This window comes from Haloarcula sebkhae (assembly GCF_014647415.1).
In the GTDB taxonomy this organism is placed as follows: domain Archaea; phylum Halobacteriota; class Halobacteria; order Halobacteriales; family Haloarculaceae; genus Haloarcula; species Haloarcula sebkhae.
Genome location: NZ_BMPD01000004.1, coordinates 90,585 through 116,742 on the forward strand (window position 1 = coordinate 90,585; position 26,158 = coordinate 116,742).

Annotated in this window: 26 protein-coding genes and 2 pseudogenes; 9 read left to right on the forward strand and 19 right to left on the reverse strand. The window is 61.7% G+C overall.

Annotated features, from left to right (window positions below):
- The first annotated feature begins 313 nt into the window (after positions 1 to 313).
- Positions 314 to 1,423: a guanosine monophosphate reductase gene (locus IEY38_RS12765; RefSeq protein ID WP_188978335.1), complete on the forward strand. Its 1,110-nt coding sequence runs from the start codon at positions 314 to 316 to the stop codon at positions 1,421 to 1,423.
- A 983-nt stretch (positions 1,424 to 2,406) separates the two neighbouring features.
- Here IEY38_RS12765 and fdhF read toward each other — a convergent pair.
- Entirely contained in the window at positions 2,407 to 4,473 is a 2,067-nt protein-coding gene (gene fdhF / locus IEY38_RS12770; protein WP_188978337.1) for a formate dehydrogenase subunit alpha, read from the reverse strand.
- 197 nt (positions 4,474 to 4,670) lie between these two features.
- Between fdhF and IEY38_RS12775 the strand changes: the two genes are divergently transcribed.
- Genes IEY38_RS12775 through IEY38_RS12785 form a run of 3 tightly spaced genes read left to right on the forward strand, consistent with a single transcriptional unit; the run spans position 4,671 to position 8,115 of the window.
- On the forward strand, positions 4,671 to 6,584 hold the full coding sequence (locus IEY38_RS12775) for a NosD domain-containing protein (protein ID WP_188978340.1): 1,914 nt from the start codon (positions 4,671 to 4,673) through the stop codon (positions 6,582 to 6,584).
- Positions 6,581 to 7,306 (forward strand): ABC transporter ATP-binding protein, encoded by a 726-nt coding sequence (locus IEY38_RS12780; protein ID WP_188978342.1) that lies wholly within the window; start codon positions 6,581 to 6,583, stop codon positions 7,304 to 7,306. The genes IEY38_RS12775 and IEY38_RS12780 overlap by 4 nt, the downstream gene beginning before the upstream one ends.
- On the forward strand, positions 7,303 to 8,115 hold the full coding sequence (locus IEY38_RS12785) for an ABC transporter permease (RefSeq protein ID WP_188978344.1): 813 nt from the start codon (positions 7,303 to 7,305) through the stop codon (positions 8,113 to 8,115). The genes IEY38_RS12780 and IEY38_RS12785 overlap by 4 nt, the downstream gene beginning before the upstream one ends.
- Position 8,116: 1 nt before the next feature.
- Here the strand turns inward: IEY38_RS12785 and IEY38_RS12790 are convergent, their stop codons facing one another.
- The 5 genes from IEY38_RS12790 to IEY38_RS12810 all read right to left on the reverse strand — a co-directional run bounded on the left by IEY38_RS12790 (position 8,117) and on the right by IEY38_RS12810 (position 10,867).
- A complete protein-coding gene (locus IEY38_RS12790) occupies positions 8,117 to 8,644 on the reverse strand; it encodes a winged helix-turn-helix transcriptional regulator (protein WP_188978346.1) in 528 nt (175 codons plus the stop codon).
- A gap of 70 nt (positions 8,645 to 8,714) precedes the next feature.
- Complete coding sequence (locus IEY38_RS12795; protein ID WP_188978348.1) at positions 8,715 to 9,275, reverse strand: nitrous oxide reductase accessory protein NosL; 561 nt, start codon at positions 9,273 to 9,275, stop codon at positions 8,715 to 8,717.
- Between the two features lie 58 nt (positions 9,276 to 9,333).
- Positions 9,334 to 9,609 (reverse strand): DUF7471 family protein, encoded by a 276-nt coding sequence (locus tag IEY38_RS12800; protein WP_005533286.1) that lies wholly within the window; start codon positions 9,607 to 9,609, stop codon positions 9,334 to 9,336.
- Between the two features lie 187 nt (positions 9,610 to 9,796).
- Entirely contained in the window at positions 9,797 to 10,219 is a 423-nt protein-coding gene (locus tag IEY38_RS12805) for a universal stress protein (protein WP_188978349.1), read from the reverse strand.
- Positions 10,220 to 10,387: 168 nt separating this feature from the next.
- Entirely contained in the window at positions 10,388 to 10,867 is a 480-nt protein-coding gene (locus IEY38_RS12810; RefSeq protein ID WP_188978352.1) for a pyridoxamine 5'-phosphate oxidase family protein, read from the reverse strand.
- Between the two features lie 670 nt (positions 10,868 to 11,537).
- On the opposite strand from IEY38_RS12810, the gene IEY38_RS12815 reads away from it, so the two are divergent.
- The 3 genes from IEY38_RS12815 to IEY38_RS12825 all read left to right on the forward strand — a co-directional run bounded on the left by IEY38_RS12815 (position 11,538) and on the right by IEY38_RS12825 (position 15,806).
- Positions 11,538 to 12,437, forward strand: coding sequence for a universal stress protein (locus IEY38_RS12815; protein WP_188978354.1), 900 nt, complete (start codon positions 11,538 to 11,540; stop codon positions 12,435 to 12,437).
- A 123-nt stretch (positions 12,438 to 12,560) separates the two neighbouring features.
- The gene (locus IEY38_RS12820) at positions 12,561 to 12,995 is read left to right on the forward strand and encodes a pyridoxamine 5'-phosphate oxidase family protein (protein ID WP_188978356.1); all 435 of its coding nucleotides are present in this window, start codon (positions 12,561 to 12,563) and stop codon (positions 12,993 to 12,995) included.
- A 225-nt stretch (positions 12,996 to 13,220) separates the two neighbouring features.
- Entirely contained in the window at positions 13,221 to 15,806 is a 2,586-nt protein-coding gene (locus IEY38_RS12825) for a calcium-translocating P-type ATPase, PMCA-type (RefSeq protein WP_188978358.1), read from the forward strand.
- 17 nt (positions 15,807 to 15,823) lie between these two features.
- Here the strand turns inward: IEY38_RS12825 and IEY38_RS12830 are convergent, their stop codons facing one another.
- The 7 genes and pseudogenes from IEY38_RS12830 to IEY38_RS12855 form a co-directional block, all read right to left on the reverse strand.
- Positions 15,824 to 17,245, reverse strand: coding sequence for an FAD-dependent oxidoreductase (locus IEY38_RS12830; RefSeq protein ID WP_188978360.1), 1,422 nt, complete (start codon positions 17,243 to 17,245; stop codon positions 15,824 to 15,826).
- Positions 17,246 to 17,407: 162 nt separating this feature from the next.
- Positions 17,408 to 17,623, reverse strand: a pseudogene (locus IEY38_RS12835) (hypothetical protein); the annotation flags it as partial.
- Positions 17,624 to 17,663: 40 nt separating this feature from the next.
- Positions 17,664 to 17,849: pseudogene (locus IEY38_RS21815) on the reverse strand (dihydrolipoamide dehydrogenase); the annotation flags it as partial.
- 377 nt (positions 17,850 to 18,226) lie between these two features.
- Positions 18,227 to 18,631, reverse strand: a complete 405-nt coding sequence (locus IEY38_RS12840; protein ID WP_005533265.1) for a helix-turn-helix domain-containing protein — start codon at positions 18,629 to 18,631, stop codon at positions 18,227 to 18,229.
- Positions 18,632 to 18,774: 143 nt separating this feature from the next.
- Positions 18,775 to 19,236 (reverse strand): YeeE/YedE family protein, encoded by a 462-nt coding sequence (locus tag IEY38_RS12845; RefSeq protein WP_188978364.1) that lies wholly within the window; start codon positions 19,234 to 19,236, stop codon positions 18,775 to 18,777.
- A gap of 67 nt (positions 19,237 to 19,303) precedes the next feature.
- On the reverse strand, positions 19,304 to 19,795 hold the full coding sequence (locus IEY38_RS12850) for a YeeE/YedE family protein (protein ID WP_188978366.1): 492 nt from the start codon (positions 19,793 to 19,795) through the stop codon (positions 19,304 to 19,306).
- Positions 19,796 to 19,803: 8 nt separating this feature from the next.
- Entirely contained in the window at positions 19,804 to 21,045 is a 1,242-nt protein-coding gene (locus IEY38_RS12855; RefSeq protein WP_188978368.1) for an MBL fold metallo-hydrolase, read from the reverse strand.
- A gap of 248 nt (positions 21,046 to 21,293) precedes the next feature.
- On the opposite strand from IEY38_RS12855, the gene IEY38_RS12860 reads away from it, so the two are divergent.
- On the forward strand, positions 21,294 to 21,539 hold the full coding sequence (locus tag IEY38_RS12860; protein ID WP_188978370.1) for a sulfurtransferase TusA family protein: 246 nt from the start codon (positions 21,294 to 21,296) through the stop codon (positions 21,537 to 21,539).
- A gap of 2 nt (positions 21,540 to 21,541) precedes the next feature.
- Positions 21,542 to 22,129, forward strand: coding sequence for a DsrE/DsrF/DrsH-like family protein (locus IEY38_RS12865; RefSeq protein ID WP_188978373.1), 588 nt, complete (start codon positions 21,542 to 21,544; stop codon positions 22,127 to 22,129).
- A 34-nt stretch (positions 22,130 to 22,163) separates the two neighbouring features.
- Here IEY38_RS12865 and IEY38_RS12870 read toward each other — a convergent pair whose 3' ends face one another.
- From IEY38_RS12870 to trxA, 6 genes are all read right to left on the reverse strand, one after another.
- A complete protein-coding gene (locus IEY38_RS12870; protein WP_188978375.1) occupies positions 22,164 to 22,790 on the reverse strand; it encodes a DUF1641 domain-containing protein in 627 nt (208 codons plus the stop codon).
- Between the two features lie 2 nt (positions 22,791 to 22,792).
- The gene (locus tag IEY38_RS12875) at positions 22,793 to 23,938 is read right to left on the reverse strand and encodes an NAD(P)/FAD-dependent oxidoreductase (protein WP_188978377.1); all 1,146 of its coding nucleotides are present in this window, start codon (positions 23,936 to 23,938) and stop codon (positions 22,793 to 22,795) included.
- Positions 23,935 to 24,171, reverse strand: a complete 237-nt coding sequence (locus IEY38_RS12880) for a sulfurtransferase TusA family protein (RefSeq protein WP_188978379.1) — start codon at positions 24,169 to 24,171, stop codon at positions 23,935 to 23,937. The genes IEY38_RS12875 and IEY38_RS12880 overlap by 4 nt, the downstream gene beginning before the upstream one ends.
- 144 nt (positions 24,172 to 24,315) lie before the next feature.
- A complete protein-coding gene (locus tag IEY38_RS12885; RefSeq protein WP_188978381.1) occupies positions 24,316 to 24,909 on the reverse strand; it encodes a class I SAM-dependent methyltransferase in 594 nt (197 codons plus the stop codon).
- Positions 24,910 to 24,911: 2 nt separating this feature from the next.
- Complete coding sequence (locus IEY38_RS12890; RefSeq protein WP_188978382.1) at positions 24,912 to 25,136, reverse strand: YgaP family membrane protein; 225 nt, start codon at positions 25,134 to 25,136, stop codon at positions 24,912 to 24,914.
- 487 nt (positions 25,137 to 25,623) lie between these two features.
- Positions 25,624 to 26,037, reverse strand: coding sequence for a thioredoxin (gene trxA / locus IEY38_RS12895; protein ID WP_188978383.1), 414 nt, complete (start codon positions 26,035 to 26,037; stop codon positions 25,624 to 25,626).
- Positions 26,038 to 26,158 lie beyond the last annotated feature (121 nt).

Below are 26,158 nucleotides of genomic sequence, written 5' to 3' on the forward strand. Positions count from 1 at the left end.
CCGGTCAGTTTGTGTCCGGGCTTCATCCGACTCGGTACCTCCACTCGAAAGCCCAGTACAACCTGCGAGCGAGCCAGTGGTCAGCAGCGCGGTCCCGTACTTTGCACACTCTCTCCGCGTCGACCACGTTCCGTCCTGATTAGTCTCCGCCATGAATTTTAGCCCAGCCTAAAATAACAAATACCCTTCGATTTTTAGTCAGACCTAAAAATGAGGCGGCCTAGCCATGCGAAACGAGTCGTGGTTGCCGGGACGAGCGGGGCATCTCTAATTCGAGATCCTTTTGTGCTAGGAGGGGTTCCATTAGCGGGGTATGAACGAGCTACGTACTGGATTGAGTTATGGCGATGTGCTTCTCGTCCCGAAGCGGTCACCGGTTGACAGTCGGAGCGACATCGACCTCTCGACGTCGCTTACGCCGACCATCGAACTGGACACGCCGCTCGTCTCCGCTGCGATGGACACCGTTACGGAGGCGGAACTGGCAATCGAGCTTGGACGGTCTGGCGGGTTCGGGGTACTACACCGGTTCCTGACGCCCGAGGAACAGGCCGAGCAGGTCGAGCAGGTGAAAGAAGCGGGCGAACAGATCGGCGCAGCAGTCGGTATCAACGAGGACTACGTCGCACGGAGCGCGGCCGTGATTGCAGCCGGTGTTGATGCACTTGTCGTCGACGTGGCCCACGGTCACCTCGACCGGTCGCTCGATGCCGTCGAAACTCTCGCCGAAGAATTTCCCGACACCGACCTCATCGCCGGCAACGTCGCGACGCCCACGGGTGTCGAAGACCTCGCCGCCGCTGGGGCCGACTGTGTCAAAGTCGGTATCGGACCCGGGTCCCACTGTACCACCCGGAAGGTCGTGGGTGCTGGCGTCCCCCAGCTGACCGCCGTTGATGACTGTGCCACGGCCGCCGAAGATCTGGACGTTACTATCTGCGCGGATGGCGGGATTCGCACGTCCGGTGACGCGGTGAAGGCCCTCATGGCCGGGGCAGATACCGTAATGCTCGGGAGCCTCTTTGCCGGCACAGAGGAGGCACCCGGGGCGGTCGTCGAAGTCGATGGCACGCGGTACAAGCAATCACGAGGGATGGCGACCACTGCGGCGGCCGAGGACCGTGATGACAAGCAGAACAACGTCAGCGCCGACGAAGGTGTCGAGGCACTGACCCCGTACAAAGGCTCAGTCACTGCTGTGGCCGAGGAGTTCTGCGCTGGCATCCGCTCCGGGCTCTCCTACTGTGGCGGGCATACAATCGCTGCGGCCCGCGACAAGGCGGAGTTCATCCGTGTCGCTCAGAGTGCAAAGGAGCGCGAGGGGTTCCACACGGACCACGACTGGGAAGGCGTCAACGTAGAGAGTGAGGCAACCCAGGTCCGCGACGCCGGCACTGAGGCGGCTGCCGACAGCGACGACTAAACTGCTATCAACGACTGAACGGGGTAGATACGATAACGATGCGCCAATGAGCGCAGCGAGGTAGAGATTCCGTCGGGCGTTCAAAAACTGGACCACCAACAACGACGGAGATTCTGTCTATACTGGGGCAGCACAATCGAGCAGTGATCGGTGCATCTCTCCGGAAGTAATTTTCATCCCGTGAGCGATACTCGACCCGGTCCCCAGTTCATAGCCTACTTGTCGAACTGCGCTGTCAACTGTTGCTGTGTATCCAGTCCCGTCTGAAATCGGGTGATAATCTCTGACTGGTGCTTTGGACATGCGAGCACAGCGACAGCCCCATCCTGAACCTGAATCACTGGCTGCTGTGGATTGTGCACCGCTAGGTGACAACTCGGACAGCTAACGCTGCCGGCAGGTCTGTAGTCTAGGAGTTCAGCGGTGGCTGTAGTCGTGTACCCGCAAACAGACCTGAACTGCGTCAAGTGATCAGTACAGCCTACAATCGGAACTGTTAGCTGATCGAGAAGCAGGAACGACGGCAGACCATCAGGAGATTGCAGTGCAGACCGACATGCGTCGCAGTGAATTGGCGGATATCTCTCGTGTTCGTCCGACGGATGCGGCAGGGACTCTCCGGGAACCATGATACGTAGGGTAGCTTCGAATTGAGTACCCACACGGGTAAGTGATGTGCCTAAAACGCTCATCAGGCACCGAATGGTCTCTAACGGCTTCAACCCGTCCGTTTGCACGCTGGGGACCCTCATCTGCCTGCGACTGCACGCAGCGTAAGTAGACCAGTAGTCACTCATCTCATCGCCGTATTGACTGCCAAGAGATGCTCGACGTCCGCTGAACGTCGTCCGTTGAAATACGGACGCAGGTAGAGATACGGTTCTGGCAAGAGTCGGTCGCGCTGCAGTGCCGAACTGCATACTGCCTCCGGAACGTATCAGTTCGACCTTCTCAACCGTCACTGGAGTTTCCACGGCTCCCTCCTACTCTTGTGTGGTAGCCGCTGGCGTTCGCACTTCCACTGCCGAATGCTTGTACTCTGGAATCTCGGCGACGGGATCGAGCGCATCGCCGGTCAGGGCGTTTGCGAGCGGGTCCAGATAGTGGAACGTACAGAACACGACTCCGGGCCGAATGGTCGCCGTCACAGCCGCCGACACTGTCACGCTGCCGCGCTCGCTCTCGACGACGACCGTATCGCCGTCCTCGATACCGCGAGCGGCGGCATCGTCCGGGTGGATCTCGAGGACATCTTCCCCGCGCATTCGCATGAGCGTCTCCGACCGTCGAGTGAGTGCGCCGCTGTTGAAGTGCTGGAGCACGCGCCCCGTCGTGAGAACGAGTTGCTCCCCGGTGACGGCATCGGCCGGCGGCGTCGGCGAGACTGGGGCCAGCGATGTGGTTTGCTCGCCCGACGCGAACGTCTCCGTATGGAGAACGTCGGTTCCGGAATCGGCGTCCGCCGGGAACGGCCACCGCTGGTAGCTATCACCGATGCCGTCGTAACTCATCCCGGCGTACAGCGGATTGACTCGCGTTAGCTCTTCGAAAACCGCTTCCGGTCCGTCGTAGTCGAACGCGTCCGACTGGCCGACCAGCCGCTGACCGAGGTCCGTGAGGATATCGAGGTCACGGCGGGCGTTCCCGGGCAGATCAGCGTTCGGTCGCATCCGCATCACCCGCCGGTCCGTGTTGGTCACCGTTCCCGATTTCTCCGCCCAACTGCTTCCCGGGAGCACGACATCGGCGTGGTCGACGGTCGCAGTCTCGAAGAGGTCGATGACGACACAGAAATCGAGCTCGTCGAAGCCGGCTCCGACAGAGGTAGCGTTTGGCTCCGTGACAGCCGGGTTCTCGCCGAACACGACCGCAGCCTTGATCTCGTCACCGAACTGGTGCGTCGCAGTCGTCTCCGTCAGGCCGGGTTCGCTCGGCGGCTCGACGCCCCACTCGTCTGCGACTCGCTGTCGGGCATCCGGGTCCGTAACGGGTTCGTAGCCGGGGAGCACGCTGGGAAGCGCTCCGACGTCGCCGGCCCCCTGCACGTTGTTCTGGCCCCGAAGCGGGTTCATACCGGTGCCGGGCTGGCCGACGTTGCCGGTCAACAGCGCGAGGTTCAACAGCGCGTGGACGTTGTCAGTCCCCCACGTGTGCTGACTCATTCCCATTCCGGTGACGATTGCCGCTGTATCGGCTTCCGCGTACGCCTGTGCCGCCTCCCGGACGGTTTCCGAGTCGACGCCGGCCACCTCAGCCCCTGACGCGATATCGACATCGTCGAGGTGTGCTGTCAGGTCCGCGTAGCCGGTCGTCCGTTCCTCGACAAAGGATTCGTCGACGAGCCCCTCGTCGAGAATGACCTTCGCCATCGAATTAAGCAGTTGGATATCGTATCCGGGACGGACATCGAGGTGGATATCGGCGGCATCGGTCGTGTCTGTTTCGCGTGGGTCGATATGGATGAGCGTTGCTCCGTTACGAATCGCCGGCAGAAAGTACGAACGGAAAATGACGGGATGCTGTTCGGCTGGGTTCGCCCCGGTCACGAGCAGACAGTCGGTTTCCGCGAGGTCATCGAGCGTGTTCGTCATCGCCCCGGCACCGAACCGCTCGCTCATCGCGGCGACCGTCGACGAATGACAGAGGCGAGCGCAGTTGTCGACGTTGTTGGTGCCGAGCATCCGGGCAATCTTCTGCAAGACGTAGTTTTCCTCGTTCGTGCAGTTCGATGATGCGAAGAACTCGACGGCGTCCGGCCCGTGCTGGTCGATGATTTCCGTGAGTCGGTCGGTCACGCGAGACAGGGCGGTCTCCCAGGGTGCAGTGGCGAAACGCCCGTTCTCACGGACGAGTGGCTCGGTCAACCGATCTTCGTGTTCGACCACGTCGTACGCGGCCCCGCCCTTTGGACAGATCTCTCCTTTCGTGTTCACTGGCCCCGCTGTGCCGGTCGCCTTCCCGTTGCCCGCGTACTGTATCGTACAGCCAACGCCACAGTACGGACAGACAGTCTGCTCGGCCCGGGGGTTTCGGTCCTGGTTGGTGCCCATTTGTACATTGAATGATAGGATTGCAGCTACAAGTAGTCCATCGGTAAAACGTAGGCGGGTTTATGAGTGGAGCAATACGATGGCTCCCGAACAGCGCCAGGGCTGGCTTCCGGCATGGCAGACCGTGTGTGGGTGTGCTGGCAGTTTCGAGAGGTACACCACATACTGTAATGGGGCACCACTCGTAGTGCCGATAGATGCGACCAGCCCTGACGACTGTGCAGTTCTTTGCGCTACTCGCAGTAGTTCTCAGTACACTGGTTTTCGCTACGTCGTTCGCCGTCGATACAACCAGTGCCCGCCCCGAACCAGTGGCGTTCGATAACACTGTCCAACGTGGCATTACGATGGCTGACGAACAGATCGCCCAGAACCGGAGTATCAGTGTTCCCCGCGCACAAGTCTTCTACTCACAGTACCGCTACGTTGTCGGCTACGTTGGCATAGATCAGGCTGTGACAGCACTCACGGAACCGGGGCATGAGCAGCAGTTCGGGTACCCACTCGTAGTGTACGTTTCCGACTACAGTGACCGGCCGGTCAGGTGCGGCGACGATGGCTCGCTCCGGACCGCCACACCGCCGGACTGGGTCGAAGCCAATCAGGCCCACTACGTCGTCAACGGCTCAGCGCGGGTGCCATCCGGACCGGCGGTTGTGCCGTTCGCCGACCGGGACGACGCAGAAGCATTCGCCGATAGCTGTGGCGGCCGAGTCATCGATTGGGAGGGTCTCAAGGGACACTCGTTCGACCTCGAACAGGCGGCAGCAATCCGAGAGCAGGTCGGTCCGCGGCGAAACGATACGAACGCCACCGTACAGGCGGCACGACAGCGGCGAGACCGACTTGTCTCGGTGGAAGTCGGAACTGATGCCCCGACGGTTCAGGCGGCCGTCGATTCGGCCCCGCCGAACACGACGGTCGTCGTCCCGGCCGGCACGTACGAGGAGCAGGTGACGATAGACAAGCCACTCACCCTCAGCGGCCCCGGAGCGACGCTTGACGGGGGTGGCAACGGCACTGTCGTGACAGTGACCGCCGACCGGGTCGGTGTCACCGGGTTCGACATCGTCGGCGTCGGAAACACGACGGCTGGCGACCCGACCAAGTCCAACGATAGCGCCTGGGACGCGACAGTGACGACCGCCTACGGCAACAGCGACGCTGCCGTGACCGGTCGAAACGCCTCCGGGCTCTACGTCGCGAACCTCACCGTCGAGACGCCCGCAAGCGGCGTCGTGCTGCGGCGGACACCCGGAGCAGTTGTGGAGAACAGCACGGTTAATGGGACGGCAGACTGGCAGGACGGATTTATGGGCGTGATCGGGATGCACGGATCGATCGTCGTGCAGGATTCGGTCTTCAACGGCGGGCGTGACGGCGTGTACCTCCACCGAGCCGACGGGACCGCTGTTCGGAACAATACGTTCCGGGACAACCGCTTCGGCGTCCACCTGATGTACACCTCCCGGGCGCTCGTCGCGGACAACGTCGCCCGGGGACAGGAGTACGCCGGCGTCGTCGTCATGACGAACCCTATGGCGAACGCCATCGTCGGGAACGACGTGCGCCACTCCGGTAGCGGCGTCATGTTAGCCGGCTCCCGGAGCTATATTGCACACAACGTGGTAGTCGACACTACTCAGGCAATGTCGACAAACGCCGACCGGTCCCTATACGAGCACAACGTCCTCTACGGGAATGATCTCGGCGTGCGGGCGTCGACAGTCGTCCCGTCGAACATCGTCACTGAGAACGATTTCATCGCGAACGACCGCCATGCCATCTCGGGACCGGGACCGCTACGCGTGTACACGCACGAAGGTCGGGGGAACTACTGGAGCGGTGCGTACGACCTTACTGGCGGAACTGGGCCAACACTGGGCCAGTCCTACTCACCCACCGATTCTGTCGACCGCCGCCTCCACCAGACCGACGCTGCGGTCGTCCTCAGGTCGGCACCGAGCGTCCGTGGTCTCCGTGCACTCCGTGGCACCACGCCTGGCTTCCGCCGGGGAACCATTGTCGACAGGGCACCCCTGTCAGCCCCCGCGAATCCCGAGACCGTCAGGCGTCTTCGAAACGAGACATCGATAGAGGAACCAGCATGACTGGCGAGACGTACCTCACGGCGGACGAAATCACGAAGACGTACGGCGATGTAACGGCCGTCTCGGAGGTGTCACTCGACATTCCGTCCGATGCCGTAACCGGGTTCATCGGCCCGAACGGGTCCGGGAAAACGACGCTCCTGCGTATGCTTCTGGGCGTCGAGCGACCCACCAGTGGCACCGTCTCGTACGGTGGGCCTGCGGCCGAACGCCAGCTGGGCTACCTGCCACAGCGGCCGACCTTCCGGCCGGGGTTCAGCGTCCGGGAGACGGCCGGATTCTACGCGGACCTCGTCGACGACGATCCGGACCGACTGCTCGAACGTGTCGGCCTCGAAGAAGTGGCTGCTCGTCCCGTCTCAGGGCTCTCCGGAGGGATGACGCGTCTCCTGGGAATCGCACAGGCACTGGCCGGTGACCCGCCGATCGTGATGCTCGACGAACCGGCGAGCGGCCTCGATCCGGCAATGAGTCGGCTGATATTCGATATCGTCGAGTCGATTGCCGACGCCGGTCGCGCTGTGGTTCTCTGCTCGCACGAACTGCCGCTCGTCGAGGAGACGGCTGACCGACTGGTGGTCCTCGAATCCGGTCGCCTCGTCCGAACCGGATCGGTCGAATCGCTCCGGGAACAGACCGGCGGGCCGCTCCACGAGACGTTCACGGCGCTTCTGGAACAGGACAGAGCCACTATCGCCGCTCCGGAGGGGGAGCAGGCATGACGGAGAGCAACCGGTTCTGGACGGTCTTCGTCCGAGAGGTACAGAGTGCAGTCAGGACACGCACCTATATCGCGCTCGGTGTGGTCACGGGGATTGTCCTGTTCGGCCTCGCCTATGCCGGTGGCGGCCCCGCCGGCGGCTACGTCCCCACTGTCGTCGACACGCTCGTTGCGGTCGAAGTACTCGTGCCGACGCTTGCTTTTGCGGTCGGCTATCGCGCGATCGCCGACCCCGCCGTCCGGGGAGAACTCGATATACTCGACACTTACCCACTCTCGACGTGGTCGTACGTCGGCGGGGTGTACGCTGGTCGTGCCCTGCTGTTGCTCACTATTGTCGTCGTCCCGTTGCTGGCGCTGGGCATCAACGTGGCGACGACCGCGGGCCCGGAGACAACGGTGTTCGCGAGCCATCGCGGCGTCGACTCGCCGTTCCTGTTCATCCGATTCATCGCGCTGACGGGCCTGTACGCGCTCTCGTCGCTGACTATCGCGTTCTTGCTGTCGGCGCTCGCCGGCAGTCGGGGCCGAGCGCTCGTGCTCGCACTCGCCGGACTGCTTGTCATCACCGTCGGAGGCGACTTGGCGGTGTTCGCGGGGCTCGATAGCGGTGTCACCACGAGCACACTCGGCGGTGCGCTCGCTATGACCCCGGCGGGAGCCTACCGCGGACTCGTGTTCAATCAGGTTCTGTACGTCGCTGTTCCGGGTCGGTCAGCGTTCGTCCCGACGTGGGTCGCCGCCCTCTCGCTCCTGTTCTGGTGGGGACTCACATTCGTGGGGGCGATGCTTGCGACGGATGCGGCCTGAGTCAGCCGTCATCCGTTGCGGCCGCGAGCCCATCGTCGACCAGCCGCGTGAACCGGTCGATGAGACGGTCCGTGAGCGACGGACGGACCGCCGAGAGCAGCCGCCGTGTCTCGTCCGGGTCAGTCAGAGCGACGACGACACGCCCCCGTTCGCCATACGATTTTTCGAGTATCTCTGCGTCAGCCAGTGCAGAAACGTGCCAGGAGACCGTACTCCGGGCGACTCCCAGCCGGTCGGTCAGTTCGTCTGCCGACAGGGACTCCGCTTCCAGCAGATGCAGGAGAATCGTCCGCGCAGTCTCTCGCCGGGCAAACGCGAGCACACGTCGCTCCCAGGGGCCGTACTCCTGGCTGTAATAGTGCGTTTTGCCCTGAACCTCTTCGGCGACGACGTCGCCGGCACGGCGTAGTTTCCGCAGGTGATACTGTGCCTGCCCAGTCGCGATATCGAGATCCGCTGCAAGCGCGTTGAAATGGACTCCCGGTTTGGACTCGACGTGGGAACGCACTTGCTCAGTAACCGTGGACATAGTCTTCAGTACGGCTTTCCAGCCACCGGGACAACAGGGTATCGGACGTTCTCACTCCGCGGGAACTCGCTTACATTCCACCCACCAGTTCTCGGGTTATGTCCTCGGCAGGGAGGGTCTGGCCGCCGTACTCTTCGGCGAACGACTCAGCGTCCGCGCTGTCGCTAAATGGAACGATAGCGGTTCCCATCGCGCCCTCCACGTCGGAACTTGCGACGACGGTGAGGGTTTCCGTCGAAGCGAAGGTTTCTCGTCCCAGATGTCGGGAGATGATGGTCTTGCCCCCGTCGGTCTGGGTTTCGTAGTCAGTTGTACTGTAGTCGGTCAGGAACGTCTCCGCCGGCGTCCATCCCGACTGTTCTTTGGCGAACCGGTGCCGATACGTACAGGTCGTACTGCAGAACCGTGCCGGTGGGTCGTGTCCCTCGGGCGTGTTGTCCTGGTAGTACGTTTGACCGGTTGGTCCCGGGTGCTGGTCGATGACCATCCCACACTGGTCACAGTTCTGGCCGCTTTCGATACTGACCGGTTCCATCTCCTCACTGGCCCCCAGACACCCCGAGAGCGACACGACTGTCGCGGTCCCGACGACGAACTGCCGGCGTGTCAGGGCTGGTGCATAGTCAGACATACTAGATAATACACTAGACGACATCAAATGGTTCATGGTGTGACCGTCGAAACGCCGGTCAGTCGGGGACGCTCGGCGGCGCGACCGAATAGATCGCACTCAGCACCAGCAGCGCGATGAGGAAATCGAACCCGTGTTCGGTGAGGTGATGTACTACCATCGGGACAGCCCCGAGGACAGTCCCGATGCCGACCACCGACCGAAGGACCAGCAACCCGATAGCGACAGTCAACAGAACGTACGGCCGCGACCGGCGTCGGTGTGTACTGGCCGCCGCGACGAAAAACAGCGCCACCGTTCCGAGCGTAGCGAGTCCCAGCACGGCAATCAACATTGCGGATTGACCGGGACTAATCCAGTCAGCCGTCGGTTGGAACATCTCTCAGGTCACGTTTCGGGCGGTTGCACTGGAATCGGTTTCGGTCGCGGTCGCTGTCGTGCCCGAATCTTAACGCCGAGGTGAGTGCTCCGAGACAGCTTCGCCGGTGTATGCCCGTCTGAAAGGTCTCTGTGTCACTCACTCAGGTAGCCACCAGTACCGGGCGTCCCGCGTTCTGGACAACTCGGTCGGTCACACTTCCGATCTGGTCGCCTTTGCTGTGGGAATGGCCGTGGTATCCAAGCACGATCAGGTCGGCGTCGACTTCGTCGGCATAGCTGATAATCTCCACGTACGGTTTCCCGTGACAGCACCGAGTGGTGACCTCGACATCGAGTCCGTCGCCTCTCTCAGCGATTTCCGTGAGCTCTTTGTTCCCCCATTCCTCGACCTCGATAGTTTCCAGCTCTATGCTGCTCAGTGCTGGCTCTGCGTGTCGATCCGTATCGACAACAAAGACTGCGTCAAGCTCGGCACCGTGTTGCTCGGCCTGTTCGAGCGCGTGTGTCGCTGCGCGGTTCGCGTGGGCACTGCCGTCGGTCACAACCACAATTGTGTCGTGCATACTAGCGGAAATGGTCGCCATCTTATTTTTCAACCCTTTGATAGTTATCAAACACCAATAATCTATTGTTATGTATGGCGAGCAGCCACAGCGCAATCAGTCGGATTTTGCTAAAATACCGTATTTTCAATCGCTTAAGCGCCGTTTCCTGTCACAGGCCAGCCACAGTCACGGTTCGATGTTCTCCCGGAAGTCGGGTGCCAGTCCGGTTTGTCGGATACCGGCGAGATCTGTTATCTCGAACTCGTAGAGTGCGACCCCGCCGGAGGTGGTGGCCGCTTGGAGCGTGTTGGGTCGCCAGGCGTTCTGTGTCATCGCCGTGATATCCGACCAGTCGTCCTCCGGCACACTGCTGATATCGCCGGCAAGCATCACGCTCTGCCACTCAAACTGGGTGTCGATGTCATAGACGAGAAACCGGCCACGGCCGGCCCGCTCAGTCAGTTCGGCTTTCCGGCTTGATTCGCCGAGGAGGTAGGTGAAATAGAGGCATGCTCCGTCATCAAAGCCGTACGATAATGGCAGCAGATACGGGACGTCTGTCGTCGGCAGCCCCAAGACTCCGGTCGAGTGTGTCGCGAGGAATTCCCGAATCGCTTCGTCGTCCATCTGTTCGAGTCCGTACTCTTCTAATTGGTCGATTGTCATAGGTCGCGTCTGATCATCCAGTTACGTATCACGAATGCAACCCCACGATAAAAAAAGTAGAGCGGACCGCTCTGAGGGAGTGGCTGATCACACTACAGATACTGTTATCTCTCCGGAATCAGGCTTAAGCGGTATATGACCGGCGCCGTCCACGACCACGGCCAGCGGTTTGACTGGACGTAGTTCGTCGACGCTCGCCGAAATAGAAAGGGCTGAACCGTCGGACGTAGCGTCCCACGAACGCGTCGTTGTTGACCTGATGCATACAGTAGTCCCGGCCGCTGAGTTTTACTCCCTCCGCAGCCAGCTCCCAGAAAGTGAAGACGAGGAAAACTGGCGCGAACTCTTCAGCATAGTCGATGCCGGTGGCTAGGGCGAGGCGGAAGAGGCGCAAACCAGTGGTGGTCCACAGTAGTCTACTGAAGCCCTTCAGTAGGACAGTCAGTAACAGCTCTCATGTCGCTTTCAAACGAATATATCTCTAATAGAATCTGGTAATAACTGTACAATTGTTACGCCCACCCCTCATACTCTGGGAGATCCGCCGACGAGTACTACCGATAACGCAGTCAAAATATTCGAGACGCCGATCTCAGCCGCTGGATTTCTAATAGCGTGAGAATCGCGACTGCAGTTTATTTACTGACAGCAACAATTCGTAAACACAGCAATGTTCAATTCAATTCTGATCCCGACTGACGGCAGCGAACACGCGACCCGGGCCGCCGAGCACGGGGCAGCCCTGTCCCGTGCGTTCAGCGCGAGCCTGCACGTCATAGCTGTCATCGATACGAGACCAGCAGGCGGGCCATTCAGCGGTGACGATCTCGAAGACGAGACACTTGACCGCATGACGGCCGACGCCGAAGACACAATCGCGGCTATCACGGACGCGGTGGACGCCGCCGGAGCGATACAGACGACTATCCACACGGGGGATCCAGTTGACGAGATTTGCGCATACCGCGACGATCACGATGTGGACATGATTGCTATGGGAACACACGGCCGCACAGGCGTCGGGAGATATCTCGCCGGGAGCGTGACAGAGAGCGTCGTTCGGCAGGCCGATGTCCCTGTTCTCACCGTCCGTGCAACCGACCGGAGTCGCGACACCGCTCCCTACGGCGATATCCTCGTTCCGACGGACGGAAGCGCACCCGCAGCGGCCGCAGTTGAGCCCGCGTGCGAGATTGCAGCGCAGTTCGACGCCCGCGTTCACGCTTTGAACGTCGTCAATCTCAGCAATATCGCAACCGGCTCCGAATACACGCTGCCGAAAGACCTGATCGAGTCCCTGGAATCGCAAGGGGAGACAGTGACTGAGCGGATTGCGGCACGAGCACGCGAATCCGGAGTGGAAACTGTCACACGGGTCGTCAGTGGATTCCCGGCAGCAGATATTCTTGAGTACGCTGAGGAGAACGACATCGATCTGATCGCTATGGGAACAGCCGGTCGGACCGGTCTCAATCGGTTCCTCATGGGAAGCACGACAGAACGGATCATCAGGCACGCCGACATGCCTGTACTCGCAGTCAACGCCCGAGACCAGCGCGTCGACGAATGACAGGACACGCGATCTGGTCCGTTTGGGCCCGACCGAGTACGGTCTCTACCGTCTCCTCGGCAGGACAACAGTCAGATACGATGCGACCGTGCACTTATTGTTGTTCTTGACGTGACACTAACTATGTCCGCGGACAACCCGGTTACATTGACCGACGAGGAACGGGACGCGTTTCTGGACAACGGGGGGACGGGTGTCCTCTCGCTCGCCGCCGGCGACGCGCCGCCACACTCGGTTCCGGTTTCGTATGGGTACGACACGCCGAACACCACCTTCTATTTTCGGTTGGCTGTTGGGACGGAGAAGTCGAAGGGCGAACTCAGCGACCGCGCGGCGACCTTCGTGACGCATCGCGAGACGGATACGGGGTGGCAGAGTGTGGTCGCCAGCGGTCGGCTCGAAGACGTCGAACGGGAGGGAATCGAGACGGAAACGCTAGAAGGGCTCGAACACGTCGAAATTCCGCTGATCGACATCTTCGAACGCCCGCTCCGCGAAGTGACCTTCGAATTCTACCGTCTCGTGCCAGATGACCTGACGGGACGGACCGAACCCTAACGCGGGACGGTTCGTGACAGTACTCGCTCATCGCTAGTCTGCCATTACCAGATCCCGGGATACGACGCTCACATCTGCGCCTCGGATCTCCGCTTGTCCACTCATTAGGGGTGCGGTTATCACGAGTCCGATACGTCTCCTCAACTGTCGAAACCAGCGGCTCAAGGAAGAACCACCGTACTGTGGGGACAAACATATATCAACATAGCGGCAGATCAGACTTCCATGCCCGAAGCCGCCCACACGCAACCAACTACCGACGTTCTTTCGGGGCTTGACAGCGAGGCTGATGGGCTCTCGCCGGCAGAAGCCCGAACTCGGCGTTACAGACACGGCGAGAACGAAATAACGCAGGGGAGTGAACGGACACCACTCGACATCGCTGTCGCCCAGTTCGATAGCGCCCTTATTTGGGTTCTCGTCGCGGCCGCGATACTGTCCGCGTGGGCGGGCAACGCTGTCGACGCAGTACTGATCGCCGTGATTGTGGTCGGGAACGGCCTGTTCGGCTTCGTTCAGGACTACCGCGCAGAGGGCACACTCGAATCATTGCGGAAACTGACCGCTCCAACCGCGACAGTCAGGCGCGACGGACAGTCCGTCGAGGCCGACGCGACCGAACTCGTTCCGGGCGATGTTATCGAACTGGAGAGCGGCGACGTCGTTCCAGCCGACGGTCGAGTGATTGACTGTCAGTCTCTGGAGGTAGACGAAGCAGCACTCACCGGTGAGAGTACGCCGGTCTCGAAGGGAACCGACCCGGTGGCCCCCGATGCACCGCTTGCGGAGCGCGAATCGATGGTGTACAAGGGGACGAACGTCACGCGCGGTTCGGCTATTGCCGTCCTCACGACAACCGGGATGGACACTGAGGTCGGGTCCATCGCCCAACAACTCGCGGACACAGCGGAGACCGACACACCGCTACAGACCGAACTCGACACGCTCGGGCGGACGCTCGGCGTCGGCGTGATGATCCTCACTGTGCTTGTGGTTCCGCTCCTCGTCTTCCAGGGGACCGAACTGGTTCAGGCGGCACTCACCGCGATATCGCTCGCCGTAGCCGCCGTTCCCGAGGGATTGCCAGCGGTTGTGACGCTAACGCTGGCCCTCGGTGTTCGGAAGATGGCCGACGAGAACGCGCTCGTGCGGCGCTTGCCCGCCGTCGAGGCGCTGGGGTCCGTCGATGTCATCTGTACGGACAAGACCGGGACGCTGACCGAGGGGCGAATGTCGGTCAGTCGGCTCTGGGTCAACGACGCTGTTGTCGACAGTGACGAGATGAACGGGGAGACCCTACCGGACCGCGTTGCCACGGTGCTCCGCGCAGGGACACTATGTAGCGATGCGACGCTCGAAGGGGGAGATCCAACGGAGCGGGCCATCGTCACAGCGGCTGATGAGTCCGGAATCGACGTCGAACGCCTCCGTCAAGAACATCCCAGAACCGACGAGATCCCGTTCTCGTCGGAGCGCAAGTGGATGGGTACTGTTCACGGTGACACGGTCTACGTGAAAGGCGCACCTGAAGTAATTCTCTCGAAGTGCGCCCGTGTCCTCACCGATACCGGACCGGCGGACCTGACGCCCGACGGAGCCGAGCAGATCAGGGAGCAAGTCGGGGCGTTCGCTGACGACGCACTCAGGGTACTCGCAGTGGCGTACACAGAAGATGCCGACGTGGTCGAACGCGATGATACGACCGGCGAGGCCGACGATGTCAGTGACGACCTGATCTTCGTCGGGCTGGTCGGCATGATCGACCCAGCCCGCGAAGAGGTCGCCGACGCTATCGCGGCGACCGAGCGTGCAGGCGTTGGAGTGAAGATGGTCACCGGTGACAACGTCAGGACCGCTGCAGCCATTGCCGGCGAACTCGGATTAGGCCAGCGCGTGATGGAAGGCCGTGACGTCGAGGACTGCTCCGATAAGGCGCTCCGTGACCGTGTCGAGTCTGTGGACGTGTTCGCACGCACGTCCCCGGAGCACAAGGTCCGGATCCTGCAGGCGTTGCAGGCAAACGGCCACACCGTCGCAATGACAGGCGACGGAGTCAACGACGCACCCGCGCTGAGGAACGCCGATATCGGCGTCGCAATGGGCGACCGTGGGACTGACGTGGCGAAACAGGCCAGCGACGTCATTTTGCTGGACGATAACTACGCGACGATCGAGCGGGCAATCGAACGCGGACGGGCTATCTTCGACAACGTCTGGAAGTTCGTCGGCTACCTGCTGAGTGCCAATGTGGCCGAAGTCGCCATCGTGTTTATCGCTTCGCTCTTTGGCTACCTCGTCCTGCCGGCGGTCCAGTTGCTGTGGATTAATCTCCTGACCGACGGTCTGCCAGCACTCGCGCTCGGGGCCGACCCGAAAGGCGATGACGTGATGCAGCGACCGCCCAGAGACCCGAACCGGGGAATCGTCGACCACGACATGCTCGCGCTCATCGGGGGCACAGGCGTCATCTCGACAACTGTGATGCTCGGACTGCTACTGGCCACGCTTGCCGGCGCACCCGCAGTCACGCCCTACGCGATGACGATGGTATTCACCGGGTTCGTGTTCCTCGAATTCGAGAAACTGTACGTGATCCGCTGGCTCCGGGAGACACCGACGCTATCCAATCGGTGGCTAGCGTCCGCAGTGGGCGGGTCGATACTCCTGCAACTCGCTGTGCTGTACACCCCTCTCAACGTCTACTTCGGGACGGTCCCGCTCGGACTCACTGATTGGGGGTTGCTTGGTGGCGTCCTCCTGCTCGCCCTGCCGCTGTACCTCGCTGTCGCCAGCGGGGTGAAGCGACTGTGACGTTCCGGGCCGTGTCCCTATAGCTGTCCGTTGAGAACTTTGGCGGCGACCAGCACCGGGTCCCAGACGGGGCTAAACGGTGGTGCGTAGGCCAGATCCAGCTGTTCGAGTTCGTCGATGCTCATGTCCGCCTCGATAGCCGTCGCGAGCGTATCGATACGTATCGCCGCCCGGTCTTCCCCGACGATTGCCCCGCCCAGCAGGCGACCACTCTTCCGGTCTGCGACCAGCGTCACGTCGGTGTCGTCGCCGCCGGGGTAGTACCCTGACCGGGAGCCGGCCGTGACTGTTTTTGATACCGGGTCGAAGCCGTTCGCGCTGGCCTGCTCGTGGTCGAGGAGGCCGACGCGACCGCATTCGAGGTCGAACGCCTTCACGACGGCTGTCCCGGCGATGTTTCCGACGGGCGAGGGGTCGCCGGCGACGGTCTGCCCGATTGCGCGGCCGGCCCGGTTCGCGGTCAGTCCGAGCGGCACCCAGTCAGGCTTGCCGGTCACGGCGTGGCTGTCCTCGGCGCAGTCTCCGGCGGCGTAGACGCCGTCGACGCTCGTCGCCCCGTACTCGTCGACCGCTATCGCACCGGAGGCTCCGAGTTCGACTGGCGTGTCCGAGACGAGGGTTGTCTTCGGCCGGATGCCGATACCGACCAGCGCGAGGTCCACATCGGTCGTGCCGTCGCCGTGTGCAACCGACGCGACGTGCCCGTGTTCGTCGCCGGCGAGTTCTTCGACAGCGGTGTTCAGATGCAGTGTCACGCCCTGTTCCCGGAGGTGGTCGGCAACGCGTTCGCCGACCGCTTCGCCGAACGGCGGCAGGAGGTGGCCCGATCGCTGGAAGAGGTGTGTCTCGATGTCGTGAGCCCGGAACGCCTCGGCCATCTCGACGCCGACGTAGCCGCCGCCGACGATGGCGACTCGCTCTGGTGGCTTCCACTCTGTGTACTTTTCGACGAGCGTCGTATCGACGTATTCGATACTCGTGTCGACGGCAGAGCTGCCGGGCTTGGAGAGCGCGGAGCGGACCGCGGCGGCCGAATCGAGCCCGTGCATCGTGAACGCGCCGTCGAGTTCCGCCCCCGGTATCGGCCCGGTCACCGCGTGTGCGCCCGTCGCGACCAGCAGGTCGCTGTATGGCTGGCTGAACGTCTCGCCGCCGTGGGTGACGGTGACTGCCTCGGCGTCGGTGTCGACGCCGACGACCTCGTGGTTCCGACGGAGGTCGATCCCCCGTTCGGCCGCCTGTTCGGGCGACAGCGAGAGGAGGTCCGTTAGTCGCTCGACAGTCCCTTTGACGTAGTAGGGCGTCCCGCAGTGGGCGTATGACACCCACTCGCCCTTTTCGAAGACAATCATCTCACGGTCCGGTGCCTCGCGAGCGAATTTGCTTGCGGCGCTCAGTCCGGCTGCGTCGCCACCGATGACTACGAACGGGTCCGTCATACAGGCCCTCGTGTCGCTGCGGTACTAAGCGTTGAGTGAGGTCCGGGTAACTGCGTGGGCTACTGGCTATCGATCATCTGCGGTTCCCATACTGCGTTCACGACCGTATGAGGTCGAGGATTCGCCACAGTGAGGTCGAACGTGACCGCCCCGCGCCTGGGATTAGAACGTGATGATTTCGTAGTCGTCGTCGACGAGCGAGCGAATACTCGGGTGGCCGTCATGCTCGTCCAGCGTGACGAGCCCGGAGTCGGCGACGGCGTCTTCGACGCCGAACGCACTGGAACAGTAGTCACAGACGGCCGTGTCGTCCTTGACGGTCTGGTACAGTTCGTGGTAGTCGCTGTCCTCGTCTTCGAGTTCCGGAAAGCACCGTGTCGACCCGGACCTGTGTGCCCTCCTCCGCACCGTTGACGACCTCGACGGTCTCCAGCACGTCGGCGTGATACAACAACCGCTTCGAAGAGATACAGCCACGGTTGAGACACGTCCCGCCGAGGGGGCCTTTTTCCACGACCGCGACTGATTGTCTCTGGTTCGCGGCGGCGTTTGCCACGTCTAACCCGGACCCGAAGCTGATGACCAGGAAATCAACCTCGTTCATATAAGCCCTGTCACCGTCCAGCAATATGAACGGTCCCCGGAAATGTCCTCACATACTAACCACGACGAGTGGGTAGCACTGTCCTCAATTGTCGACCGGAACCCCTCACAGCGTCTGCCAGCAGAGAATGCAGTGAAGTAATCACTCGAGCACTACGCTCTCTCTGTGCTGTGGTCGTACCACTGGGCGAAGGCGTACAGTCGCCGCGAGCGAACTGGATATAGTCGAGTATCAGCTATATCGACGTGAGTGACAATAGAAATGTGTAATAGGTACAATAACACTCATCTGCCAAGAATAGTGACAACCAGCCGATCACATACAGAAATCCGCTCGGCACGGGAGTGACAGAGGGCGATCGAGAGAAGACGGCGGCGTTAGCTTTCGGCAGTAGGAGTTGAAGTGTCGGACTGTTCGTACTTGTTCTCGAACTCCTGAATCAGTTGGCCCATCTTCGCGTACCAGTCGTTGAGCATCCGCTGCATCTCGCCTGCGATCTGTGACGGGTCCGTTGGCGAGTAGACGTGGTAGTAGCCGCCTTGGTCGTAGTTGATCTGGTCCTTCTCGATGAACCCCGTCTGGAGGAGTCGCTGGACGGCGCGATACGCAGTCGAGCGCTCGCGGTCGACCGCGTCGGCGAGTTCGTCGACGGTCAGTGGTTCGTCAGCCTCGACGAGCGCCCGAAAGCATTCTTTGTCGAGTTCTTTGAGCCCGTGGAAACATTCCAACAGCCCCTCACATTGCATATCCCGGCGGAGCTGTTCAGACATCGAATCTGGCATCGTTATCACCTGTTCGTAGCCGCTACGCGGTAATAAGACTTGTGTACGGTTCACACAAATGCACGCACGATCCGGCAAAAACTGCCCTCTGACGGACGGATGAGCGCGTTCATAATATACCTGCTACAGACCACACCGAACGGCTAGTCTGCGCCCGTCGCGGCTGTCTCGCGAGTCTCGCTCCGGGTTCGCCAGTAGCCCTGGAGATACGCGCCGATGAACATCCCGGCGAGCGCCCAGAGGATAGTGACGTTGCCGATACCGAGGCTCGCGTAGGCGGCCCCCGGACAGATGCCGGACAGTCCCCAGCCGACGCCGAAGATGGCACCGCCGATCAGGACGTTCCGGTCGAAGGACTTCAGACGCCGTTCGAAGGTATCGCCAGTCAGCGGCGCGCGGCTGAGGAGGCGGGGCGCGAGGAAGAAGGTCACGCCCGTCACGGCAGCGCCGCCGAACATCACGAATACCAGCCCGAAGTCCTCGAACTGGAGGAAATCCAGAACGACTTCCGGGCGCGCCATGTGGCTGTACGCCAGTCCGAACCCGAAGACGAGGCCGCCGACGAGAATCAGCGGCATGAACGCGGGGTGGCGGTCGTCGCTCACGTGTCCCTCCCCCGGGTCGCTCCCGTTCGCTTGTTTCGAGACTCTCGCTCCGCTCGACTCTCGCAGCTCACGGACTCACCCCCAGTGCGGAAACCAGTTGTGCAGTGATGATGGCGACTGCAAGGAACGTCAGGACGCCGATAATCGACGTTTTCGACGCTGAGCCGACGCCACAGACGCCGTGGCCCGACGTACAGCCTTTCCCGACGCGTGTTCCGATACCGACGAATAGCCCACCGAGGAGGAGTCGCCACGGCTGGACGTCGGTGGTCCATGCGCCGCCCTGATAGACGACCGCGTACACGGCCGCCCCGAGGATGATACCGAGCGTGAACACGACGCGCCAGTCACGGGAACTGACGTACTGCTGGAACCGGGACCGTTCCGAGACGTACGACAGCGTCGACTCAAGAAATGTACTCGCGCCGGCGCTGATGCCGGTGCCGAGATAGATGACGACAGTCCCGAGCCCGACTAGCAGGCCACCGACGGCGTAGCGACTGATGCCGTTCGGAAACAGTTCGGCGGTTACTTGCAGTGGGAGTGCCTCAATCACCATTGGCGTGGTTAGTCACCCGCAAGGGATTCCTGGCTAGCGGCGCAGTTGTTCGGCCCGAGCTCCAGCGTGAACGCTTCCTCGTCGTCGACGGCGTTCTGCCCGAGGTTCGTCGCGATGATCTCCTCGTAGTTGGCCGGTCGCGGCGGCATATCCGAGAGGACGAGCTCGACGAACGCGTCCTCGCCCATGGTGAGCGCGTCCATTTCTTCGACGAACTCACCGATTGGTGCGGTAAAGGTGCCGTCCTCGGCGGGCTCGGCGGCGTCGCTGAAGTGCGCACCGCCGACGAGCGTGTCGTCGGGCAGGGGTAGCACGCGCTCTTGAAGCGACTCGTAGAGCATGCGTGCGGCTTCGGGCGCGCCCTCGTCGCCCTCTTCGAGGTCGGGGCGAGCGACGCTCTCGATGAAGAGTCCGTCGCCGGTTGCAAGCAGGCTCCCGTCGACGAGGTAGGAGGTCATCCCGGTCGTGTGGCCGGGCGTGGAGACTGTCTTGATAGTCGCGTCGCCGACGTCGAACGTGTCGCCGTCTTCGGCGGTCGTCAGGCCGTCGGCGTCCTGCCGAGCTTGCGAGGCAGGGCCCGTGGAGCTTTGCTCCGCGGCGTAGGTGACGCCGCGGTCGACGGCGGCCTCTGGAATGACGCCCTCGACGCCTTCCGCGTCGAGGTCGCGAACGCCGGAGATGTGATCGGCGTGGATATGCGTATCGAGCGCGTACTGCAGGTCGACGCCGAGGTCGGCGGCATCTTCGAGGTAGCGGTCGGTGAACGCCCGCAGCGGGTCGATGATAGCGGCCTCGCCGTCGTTGTAGAGGAGATAGCCGAGACAACCCGAGGACGGCCGCTGGTACTGCAGGAGTGTGCCGGCGCCGTCGTAGCGTTCGACCTCGACGGCCTCGTAGATACTTGCCCACCCGTTCATGCCGTCTTCGAGATGGTTGACGTCGTAGCCGTGTTCCGCGAGTGTGCCTGCGACGTACTCGCTTGCGCCGCCTTTCGCGCACAGGACGGTCACTTCGCGGTCGTCGGGGACCCGGTCTAGGACCCCCTCGTCGATGTCGTCCTCAAGGAACTCGAAGTACGGGACGTTGATCGACGTGACGTTCTCGCCGTCGATGCGCCACTCGTCGTAATCAGATTGCATGCGCGCGTCGAGGAGCATTACGTCCTCACCGGCGTCGATGCGGTTTTTGAGCGATTCCGGATCAGTCGATTCCACGTCAACGTCCGGTGTCGGAAAGTCGTCAGCGTTCATGTTGTGCACTCGTTTCTACCGGGCGGATACACAAAAGCATTTGCATAGTAGTGCAAATACTAAACAATACTATTTGTCGGTCCAATCTATTTAGGTGCTAAATACGGCCTATAATGGGCTTTGAAACGATCATCGCCATATATGTGGGGCGACAGTTGTTTGCTAAAAACCCAAGAACCAACAATCTTTTACTTGACCGGATGGTATTGTGCGATAGCTCCAAGACAATCTAACGGAGCAAATAACCAATGAACGCTGAATTTGACATCGCGGAGACGCTCGACGTGAAAGGCGCATCGTGTCCCATGCCAGTGGTGAAGACGAAGTCGGCTACCGACGACCTCGACACCGGCGACGTCCTCGAAGTACTGGCGACTGACCCGGGAAGCATGAGCGACATCGACGGCTGGGCCGCCGGCACCGAGGGCGTCGAGCTCGTCGATCAGGAGGAGGGCGACGACGTGTACAAGCACTACGTGCGCAAGACGGAGTAACGATGAGCACGGACACACCAGACGCGCCATCCGACGATGCTCCCTCCGATGATCCGCCATCGCGCGCGGAGCTGGCCGCCCGCGTCGACGAACTGGAAGACGCGCTCGACGAGGCAACCAGTGCGGACGACGCAAAGAAGATGAGCATCATCGCGACGAAGGGGACACTCGACATGGCGTACCCGCCGCTCATCCTGGCAAGCACTGCGGCCGCGTTCGGGTACGAGGTGACCGTCTTCCACACGTTCTGGGGGCTGGACATCCTCCACGAGGAGCGCTCGAAAAACCTCAAGCTGAGCTCCGTGGGGAACCCGAATATGCCCGTGCCGAACGCCGTCGCCGCGCTCCCCGGCATGGACCGCGTGACGACGAAGATGATGGAGAAGAAAATCGCGGACAACGACACCGCCACTATCGAGGAACTCATCGAGACGAGCCTCGACATGGGCGTAGAGTTCCAGGCCTGTCAGATGACCATCGACCTGATGGACTACGACGAGGCCGACTTCTACGACGGCGTCACCACCGGCGTCGGCGCTGCGACAGCGCTGCAGGACATGGCTGACGCCGATATCCAACTCCTCGTCTGAAACGATTAATCGCGCAAAGGTCTCCGGCGGCCAACTATTCTGCTTTCTCCTCGGCGCGCTCACGGCCGACTGCGCCGGCAAGTGCCAGCAAGTAGCCCAGCCCGTGCTGGACGTCCGGGTCGCGTAGCCCGCGAAGCAATCCGATGGGGCCGACCGGCTCGGGCGGATTGCGCTCCGCTTCACCGAGGCCCGCCAGTAACGTCTCGATACCGTCACGGGTGTCGTCGTCTGCTGCCGTCTGTGCGACTTCGCCGAGCGCGGCACCCGTGCCAGCCAGCGAGGTGACCATCTCGTCGTCGAGTGCGGCGGTTGCCAGCGAGCCGACGTCGGCGAGTTCGGCCAGTTCGTCGAGCGTGCCGCTTCGCTGGAGCACGAGCAGGGTTTCGAGGGCATCCTGCAACTCGTCGCCGTTCTCACCGACGGTCTCGGCTAGGGCGACGGTCTCGTCAGTCGCAAGCCCGTCTGCGGACTCGGCGAGCGTCGAGCCCGTGGTCGAGAGCTCACGCACCATCTCGTCGGAGAGCGCGCTCTCGCCCAGCGAGAGCACGTCCAGCAGTTCGTTGACAGCGTTGAGGTGTTCGACGAATTCGGCGACGGCTTCGGGGTTCTGCTGGATCGCCGCTTCGAGGTCGGTCTGCTCGGAGACCTGTTCTCCGGACATGGTCAGAGCAACCCCCGTGCGGTGAGCCAGTAGGACTCGTTGTACGCCAGCTTCGACCAGTGGAGTTTCTCCGAGGGCGGTGCCGGCGACGGCTGGTTCTCGTAGTCGAACTCGACGAACGACGCCGCGTCCATTCCCGTCTCGATGAAACACAGCGTCTTCCCGTCGTAGGTCGCTGTCGGCGGACGACCGCGGATTTCGCTGGCGAGGCGCTGCCCGACGACGCCGGCCTGGTAGTGGGCGACGCTGCCCGCGTTCGGGACACCGGTGTCGGCGGTATCGCCGAGTGCGTAAACGTTGTCGACAGCCTGCGCTTCGAGCGTGTGCTTGTCGACGTCGACCCAGCCATTGTCGCCGAGCCCCGCCTCTTCGATGGGGTCGATACCGCCGTGGGGTGGAATCGTCACGAGGAGATCGTAGTCGAGTTCGGTCCCCTCCATCGACGTGATGGTCTTCGCCTCGGGATCAATCGACTCGGCGTTGAAGAACGTCTCGACCCCGATGCCGCGGTCGTCCATGATCGGCCGGGCCCACTCGGCGATATGGGGGTTGCCGTGGACGCGCTGGATCGGGTACGTGTAGGTGATGTCGACGTCCTCGCGGAGCCCGCGCTCGCGGAGCCAGTCGTCGGCCATGAAGACGAACTCGAGTGGTGCAGCCGGGCACATATGTGGCGTCCCGATGACGCTCAACACGAGATGCCCCTCGGTGAACTCCAGCAGTTCGTCACGGAGGGCGGTCGAGCCCGCCTCACTGTAGTAATTGTACCCGCCTTCCGCGAAGCCGGGAATCCGTTCGGGCTCTAGCGTCGACCCGGTCGCCAGCACGAGGTAGTCGTAGTCGACTGCCGGGGCGGTGCCGTCGAACCGTAGTCGCTGGGCTTCGGTGTCGATTTCGGTCACGCGATCGATTTGAAGGTCGACGACGTCGTCGACGAGTTCATCGAGCGGTCGCCGACCGTCTTCCGGTTCGCGTTGGCCGAACGGCACGTACAGCCAGACTGGCTTGTACACGTGGTCGGCCCCGTCGTTGACCAGCGTGATTCGGACGTCGCCGGCGTCGAGTTCGGCATCGAGTCGATCGGCGAGGTCGTTCGCGAGGACGGTGCCACCGGTCCCGCCACCGACGATGACGACGTGCTCAGTCATGATTTCTCCACGTAGAACGCGTTATGATCGTCGAACTCCTCGATGTCAAGCAGTTCGTTGCCGGCCTCTTCGGCCCACTCCGGAACGTCCGTGAGCGACTGGTCGCTGTCGCTCAGGAGCCGAACCACGTCACCGGCTTCGGCATCTCGGATCTGTCCGATGAGGTCCATCAGCGGACCGGGACAGGCTGCGCCTCGGGCGTCGACGGTTTCGTCAGGTTCGATGTCAGTCATGAGAGTCTCACAGGAGGTAGTTAGGCCTCATCCGTATTAGTATTGTGCGTAAATTCCAAGATTATGAAAAATTGGGTCAGCGCAGTGAAACAAGATTATCGCAGGTGTGGCGAGTACAGCATCGCTGGGAGCGCGACGCTATATCTATCGGGTAAACACGAGGGCGTAGTGGTACGGCGGCAGTTCGACCTGCCGCTCAAGCGTGAAATCCGACGCAGAGAGCACCGCGTCCTCGGTTTCCTCGGGTGTCATCCGAAGCGCTGTCGGCGGTCCTCGCGGTTCGCCCGCGACGGTCGTGGCTTCGCGCGGACGGTCGTGCCAGTTCACGACGAGTAGGCTCCCGCCTGGCTCAATCGCACGGAACGCCTGCTGAATAAAGCCGGACTGGTCGTCGACGCCGTGTAACGTATTTGCTACCACGAGTGTGTTTACCCGGGTGGGGAGCGCCGAAGACAAGTTCCGGGCGTCGCCGTGGATCGGAACGATGTTCTCGACCCCCTGTTGAGCGGCGAGGTGTTCGAGTTCGTCGAGGAGGGCAGCATCCAGATCGAGCGCGTACACCGGCTCGGGCTCGACGATACGGGCGGCCGGGAGCGCAAAGTACCCGCTTCCACAGCCAACTTCGGCGACGGACTCGCCGGACTCGACGCCGAGTGTCCGGAGCGTCGCGCCCGGCGTCGGCCAGAGTTTGCTCCACCAGTCCCAGTCGGGCTGGCCGGTGTTCTGGAACCGTTCCATTCCTACCGAGAACCCGACGTGTCGATACCTACCAGTCGGTACAGGAGACACACCCGGACGAGGCCAGTCGCGACGAGGACGACACCAAGCAGTGTCACGACGGCACCGACTGTCGTCTCCAGACCCAACAGGCCGCCGAGCGTCGCCAGTCCAACAACTGCCAGCCCGAGGCCAACAGCGATGCGGGTCAGTCTGTCAGTGGCACCAATATTGTTCTCTATACCCACAAGTACACATTACAGATACCTAAGTCTTACTCGATGCACGGTGACCACCGGAGCGGTCAATCCAGGGAAAACAAATCTCGGCGGACTGCTACGGGGCTAGCTGTGAGGCCCACACTACCGGCAGTCTCGTGTAGATGGCTGCATTGTCGACGAGCACGTCGACTGGGATAGTCTCGAACGTAGGCGAGGGGAGTCGCGTTGCTCATGCGTGGTCATTGCCGTCGAGGATATTTGCTGCCGTCAAGACCATTTTCGAGTGGTCGACGACCAACGACATATCGGCCATATCTTGTAATTAGATCAGTATACGCGAAAGCGTTTCGCGGACAATACAATATTGTGGGCTATTAACTGTTAGGACGCGAGCGCTGAGTGAAACGTTGTACACGACCGTCCGGTAGGTGTCCAAACGAATCGCTGCGAGTTCCCTGGCTTATGAGATGGGTTTTGCTTCCCGTTTCGCCCCAAGTGTGCCTAAGCGCCCGAATCAGGCGTATTCTGCGATAACGGAACGCAGTTGTGCTTCGTCCTGCATTCCGACGAGTCGCTCGACCGGCTCCCCGTCAGCAAATAGAAGCAGCGTCGGGACACCCCGAACGCCGTACTCGGCGGCGAGTTCCTGATTCGCGTCGACGTCGATTTTCGCCACTGTCGCAGCGGTCTCGGCGGCGACGGTTTCGACGACGGGTTCGAGCATCTGGCACGGCCCACACCAATCGGCGTAGAAGTCGACCAGAACCACGTCGTGATCGGTGGTTATGTCGGACAACTCGGCTTTTCCATCGATCGAAACCGGGTCGGAGAGGTTTCCTGATTCAGATTCGTCGGTACTATCCGACTCGTCTCGGCCACGAAGCTCGTTCAGTTTTTCTCGTCTGATCTCCTCTAGCTCGTCAGTCATCACTACGATATTCGCACCGGATTCACTTATATATTTGCACATTCTATACAATACTATTATCTCTTGGAGAGTCGATCCGAGATTCAAGAGTGGAACCTCACCAACTGTGGACTCCATGCGC

Bases quoted from the DNA above. Each gene is read 5' to 3' on its own strand.
- IEY38_RS12870 (WP_188978375.1), bottom strand. From the start codon at position 22,790: ATGTCCGGAGAACAGGTCTCCGAGCAGACCGACCTCGAAGCGGCGATC.
- trxA (WP_188978383.1), bottom strand. From the start codon at position 26,037: ATGACTGACGAGCTAGAGGAGATCAGACGAGAAAAACTGAACGAGCTT.
- IEY38_RS12780 (WP_188978342.1), top strand. From the start codon at position 6,581: ATGACTGGCGAGACGTACCTCACGGCGGACGAAATCACGAAGACGTAC.
- IEY38_RS12775 (WP_188978340.1), top strand. From the start codon at position 4,671: ATGCGACCAGCCCTGACGACTGTGCAGTTCTTTGCGCTACTCGCAGTA.
- IEY38_RS12840 (WP_005533265.1), bottom strand. From the start codon at position 18,631: ATGCCAGATTCGATGTCTGAACAGCTCCGCCGGGATATGCAATGTGAG.
- IEY38_RS12810 (WP_188978352.1), bottom strand. From the start codon at position 10,867: ATGACAATCGACCAATTAGAAGAGTACGGACTCGAACAGATGGACGAC.
- IEY38_RS12765 (WP_188978335.1), top strand. From the start codon at position 314: ATGAACGAGCTACGTACTGGATTGAGTTATGGCGATGTGCTTCTCGTC.
- IEY38_RS12865 (WP_188978373.1), top strand. From the start codon at position 21,542: ATGAGCACGGACACACCAGACGCGCCATCCGACGATGCTCCCTCCGAT.
- IEY38_RS12855 (WP_188978368.1), bottom strand. From the start codon at position 21,045: ATGAACGCTGACGACTTTCCGACACCGGACGTTGACGTGGAATCGACT.
- IEY38_RS12860 (WP_188978370.1), top strand. From the start codon at position 21,294: ATGAACGCTGAATTTGACATCGCGGAGACGCTCGACGTGAAAGGCGCA.
- IEY38_RS12825 (WP_188978358.1), top strand. From the start codon at position 13,221: ATGCCCGAAGCCGCCCACACGCAACCAACTACCGACGTTCTTTCGGGG.
- IEY38_RS12790 (WP_188978346.1), bottom strand. From the start codon at position 8,644: ATGTCCACGGTTACTGAGCAAGTGCGTTCCCACGTCGAGTCCAAACCG.
- IEY38_RS12820 (WP_188978356.1), top strand. From the start codon at position 12,561: ATGTCCGCGGACAACCCGGTTACATTGACCGACGAGGAACGGGACGCG.
- IEY38_RS12885 (WP_188978381.1), bottom strand. From the start codon at position 24,909: ATGGAACGGTTCCAGAACACCGGCCAGCCCGACTGGGACTGGTGGAGC.
- IEY38_RS12880 (WP_188978379.1), bottom strand. From the start codon at position 24,171: ATGACTGACATCGAACCTGACGAAACCGTCGACGCCCGAGGCGCAGCC.
- IEY38_RS12805 (WP_188978349.1), bottom strand. From the start codon at position 10,219: ATGCACGACACAATTGTGGTTGTGACCGACGGCAGTGCCCACGCGAAC.
- IEY38_RS12785 (WP_188978344.1), top strand. From the start codon at position 7,303: ATGACGGAGAGCAACCGGTTCTGGACGGTCTTCGTCCGAGAGGTACAG.
- IEY38_RS12795 (WP_188978348.1), bottom strand. From the start codon at position 9,275: ATGTCTGACTATGCACCAGCCCTGACACGCCGGCAGTTCGTCGTCGGG.
- IEY38_RS12850 (WP_188978366.1), bottom strand. From the start codon at position 19,795: ATGGTGATTGAGGCACTCCCACTGCAAGTAACCGCCGAACTGTTTCCG.
- IEY38_RS12815 (WP_188978354.1), top strand. From the start codon at position 11,538: ATGTTCAATTCAATTCTGATCCCGACTGACGGCAGCGAACACGCGACC.
- IEY38_RS12800 (WP_005533286.1), bottom strand. From the start codon at position 9,609: ATGTTGATTGCCGTGCTGGGACTCGCTACGCTCGGAACGGTGGCGCTG.
- IEY38_RS12875 (WP_188978377.1), bottom strand. From the start codon at position 23,938: ATGACTGAGCACGTCGTCATCGTCGGTGGCGGGACCGGTGGCACCGTC.
- fdhF (WP_188978337.1), bottom strand. From the start codon at position 4,473: ATGGGCACCAACCAGGACCGAAACCCCCGGGCCGAGCAGACTGTCTGT.
- IEY38_RS12830 (WP_188978360.1), bottom strand. From the start codon at position 17,245: ATGACGGACCCGTTCGTAGTCATCGGTGGCGACGCAGCCGGACTGAGC.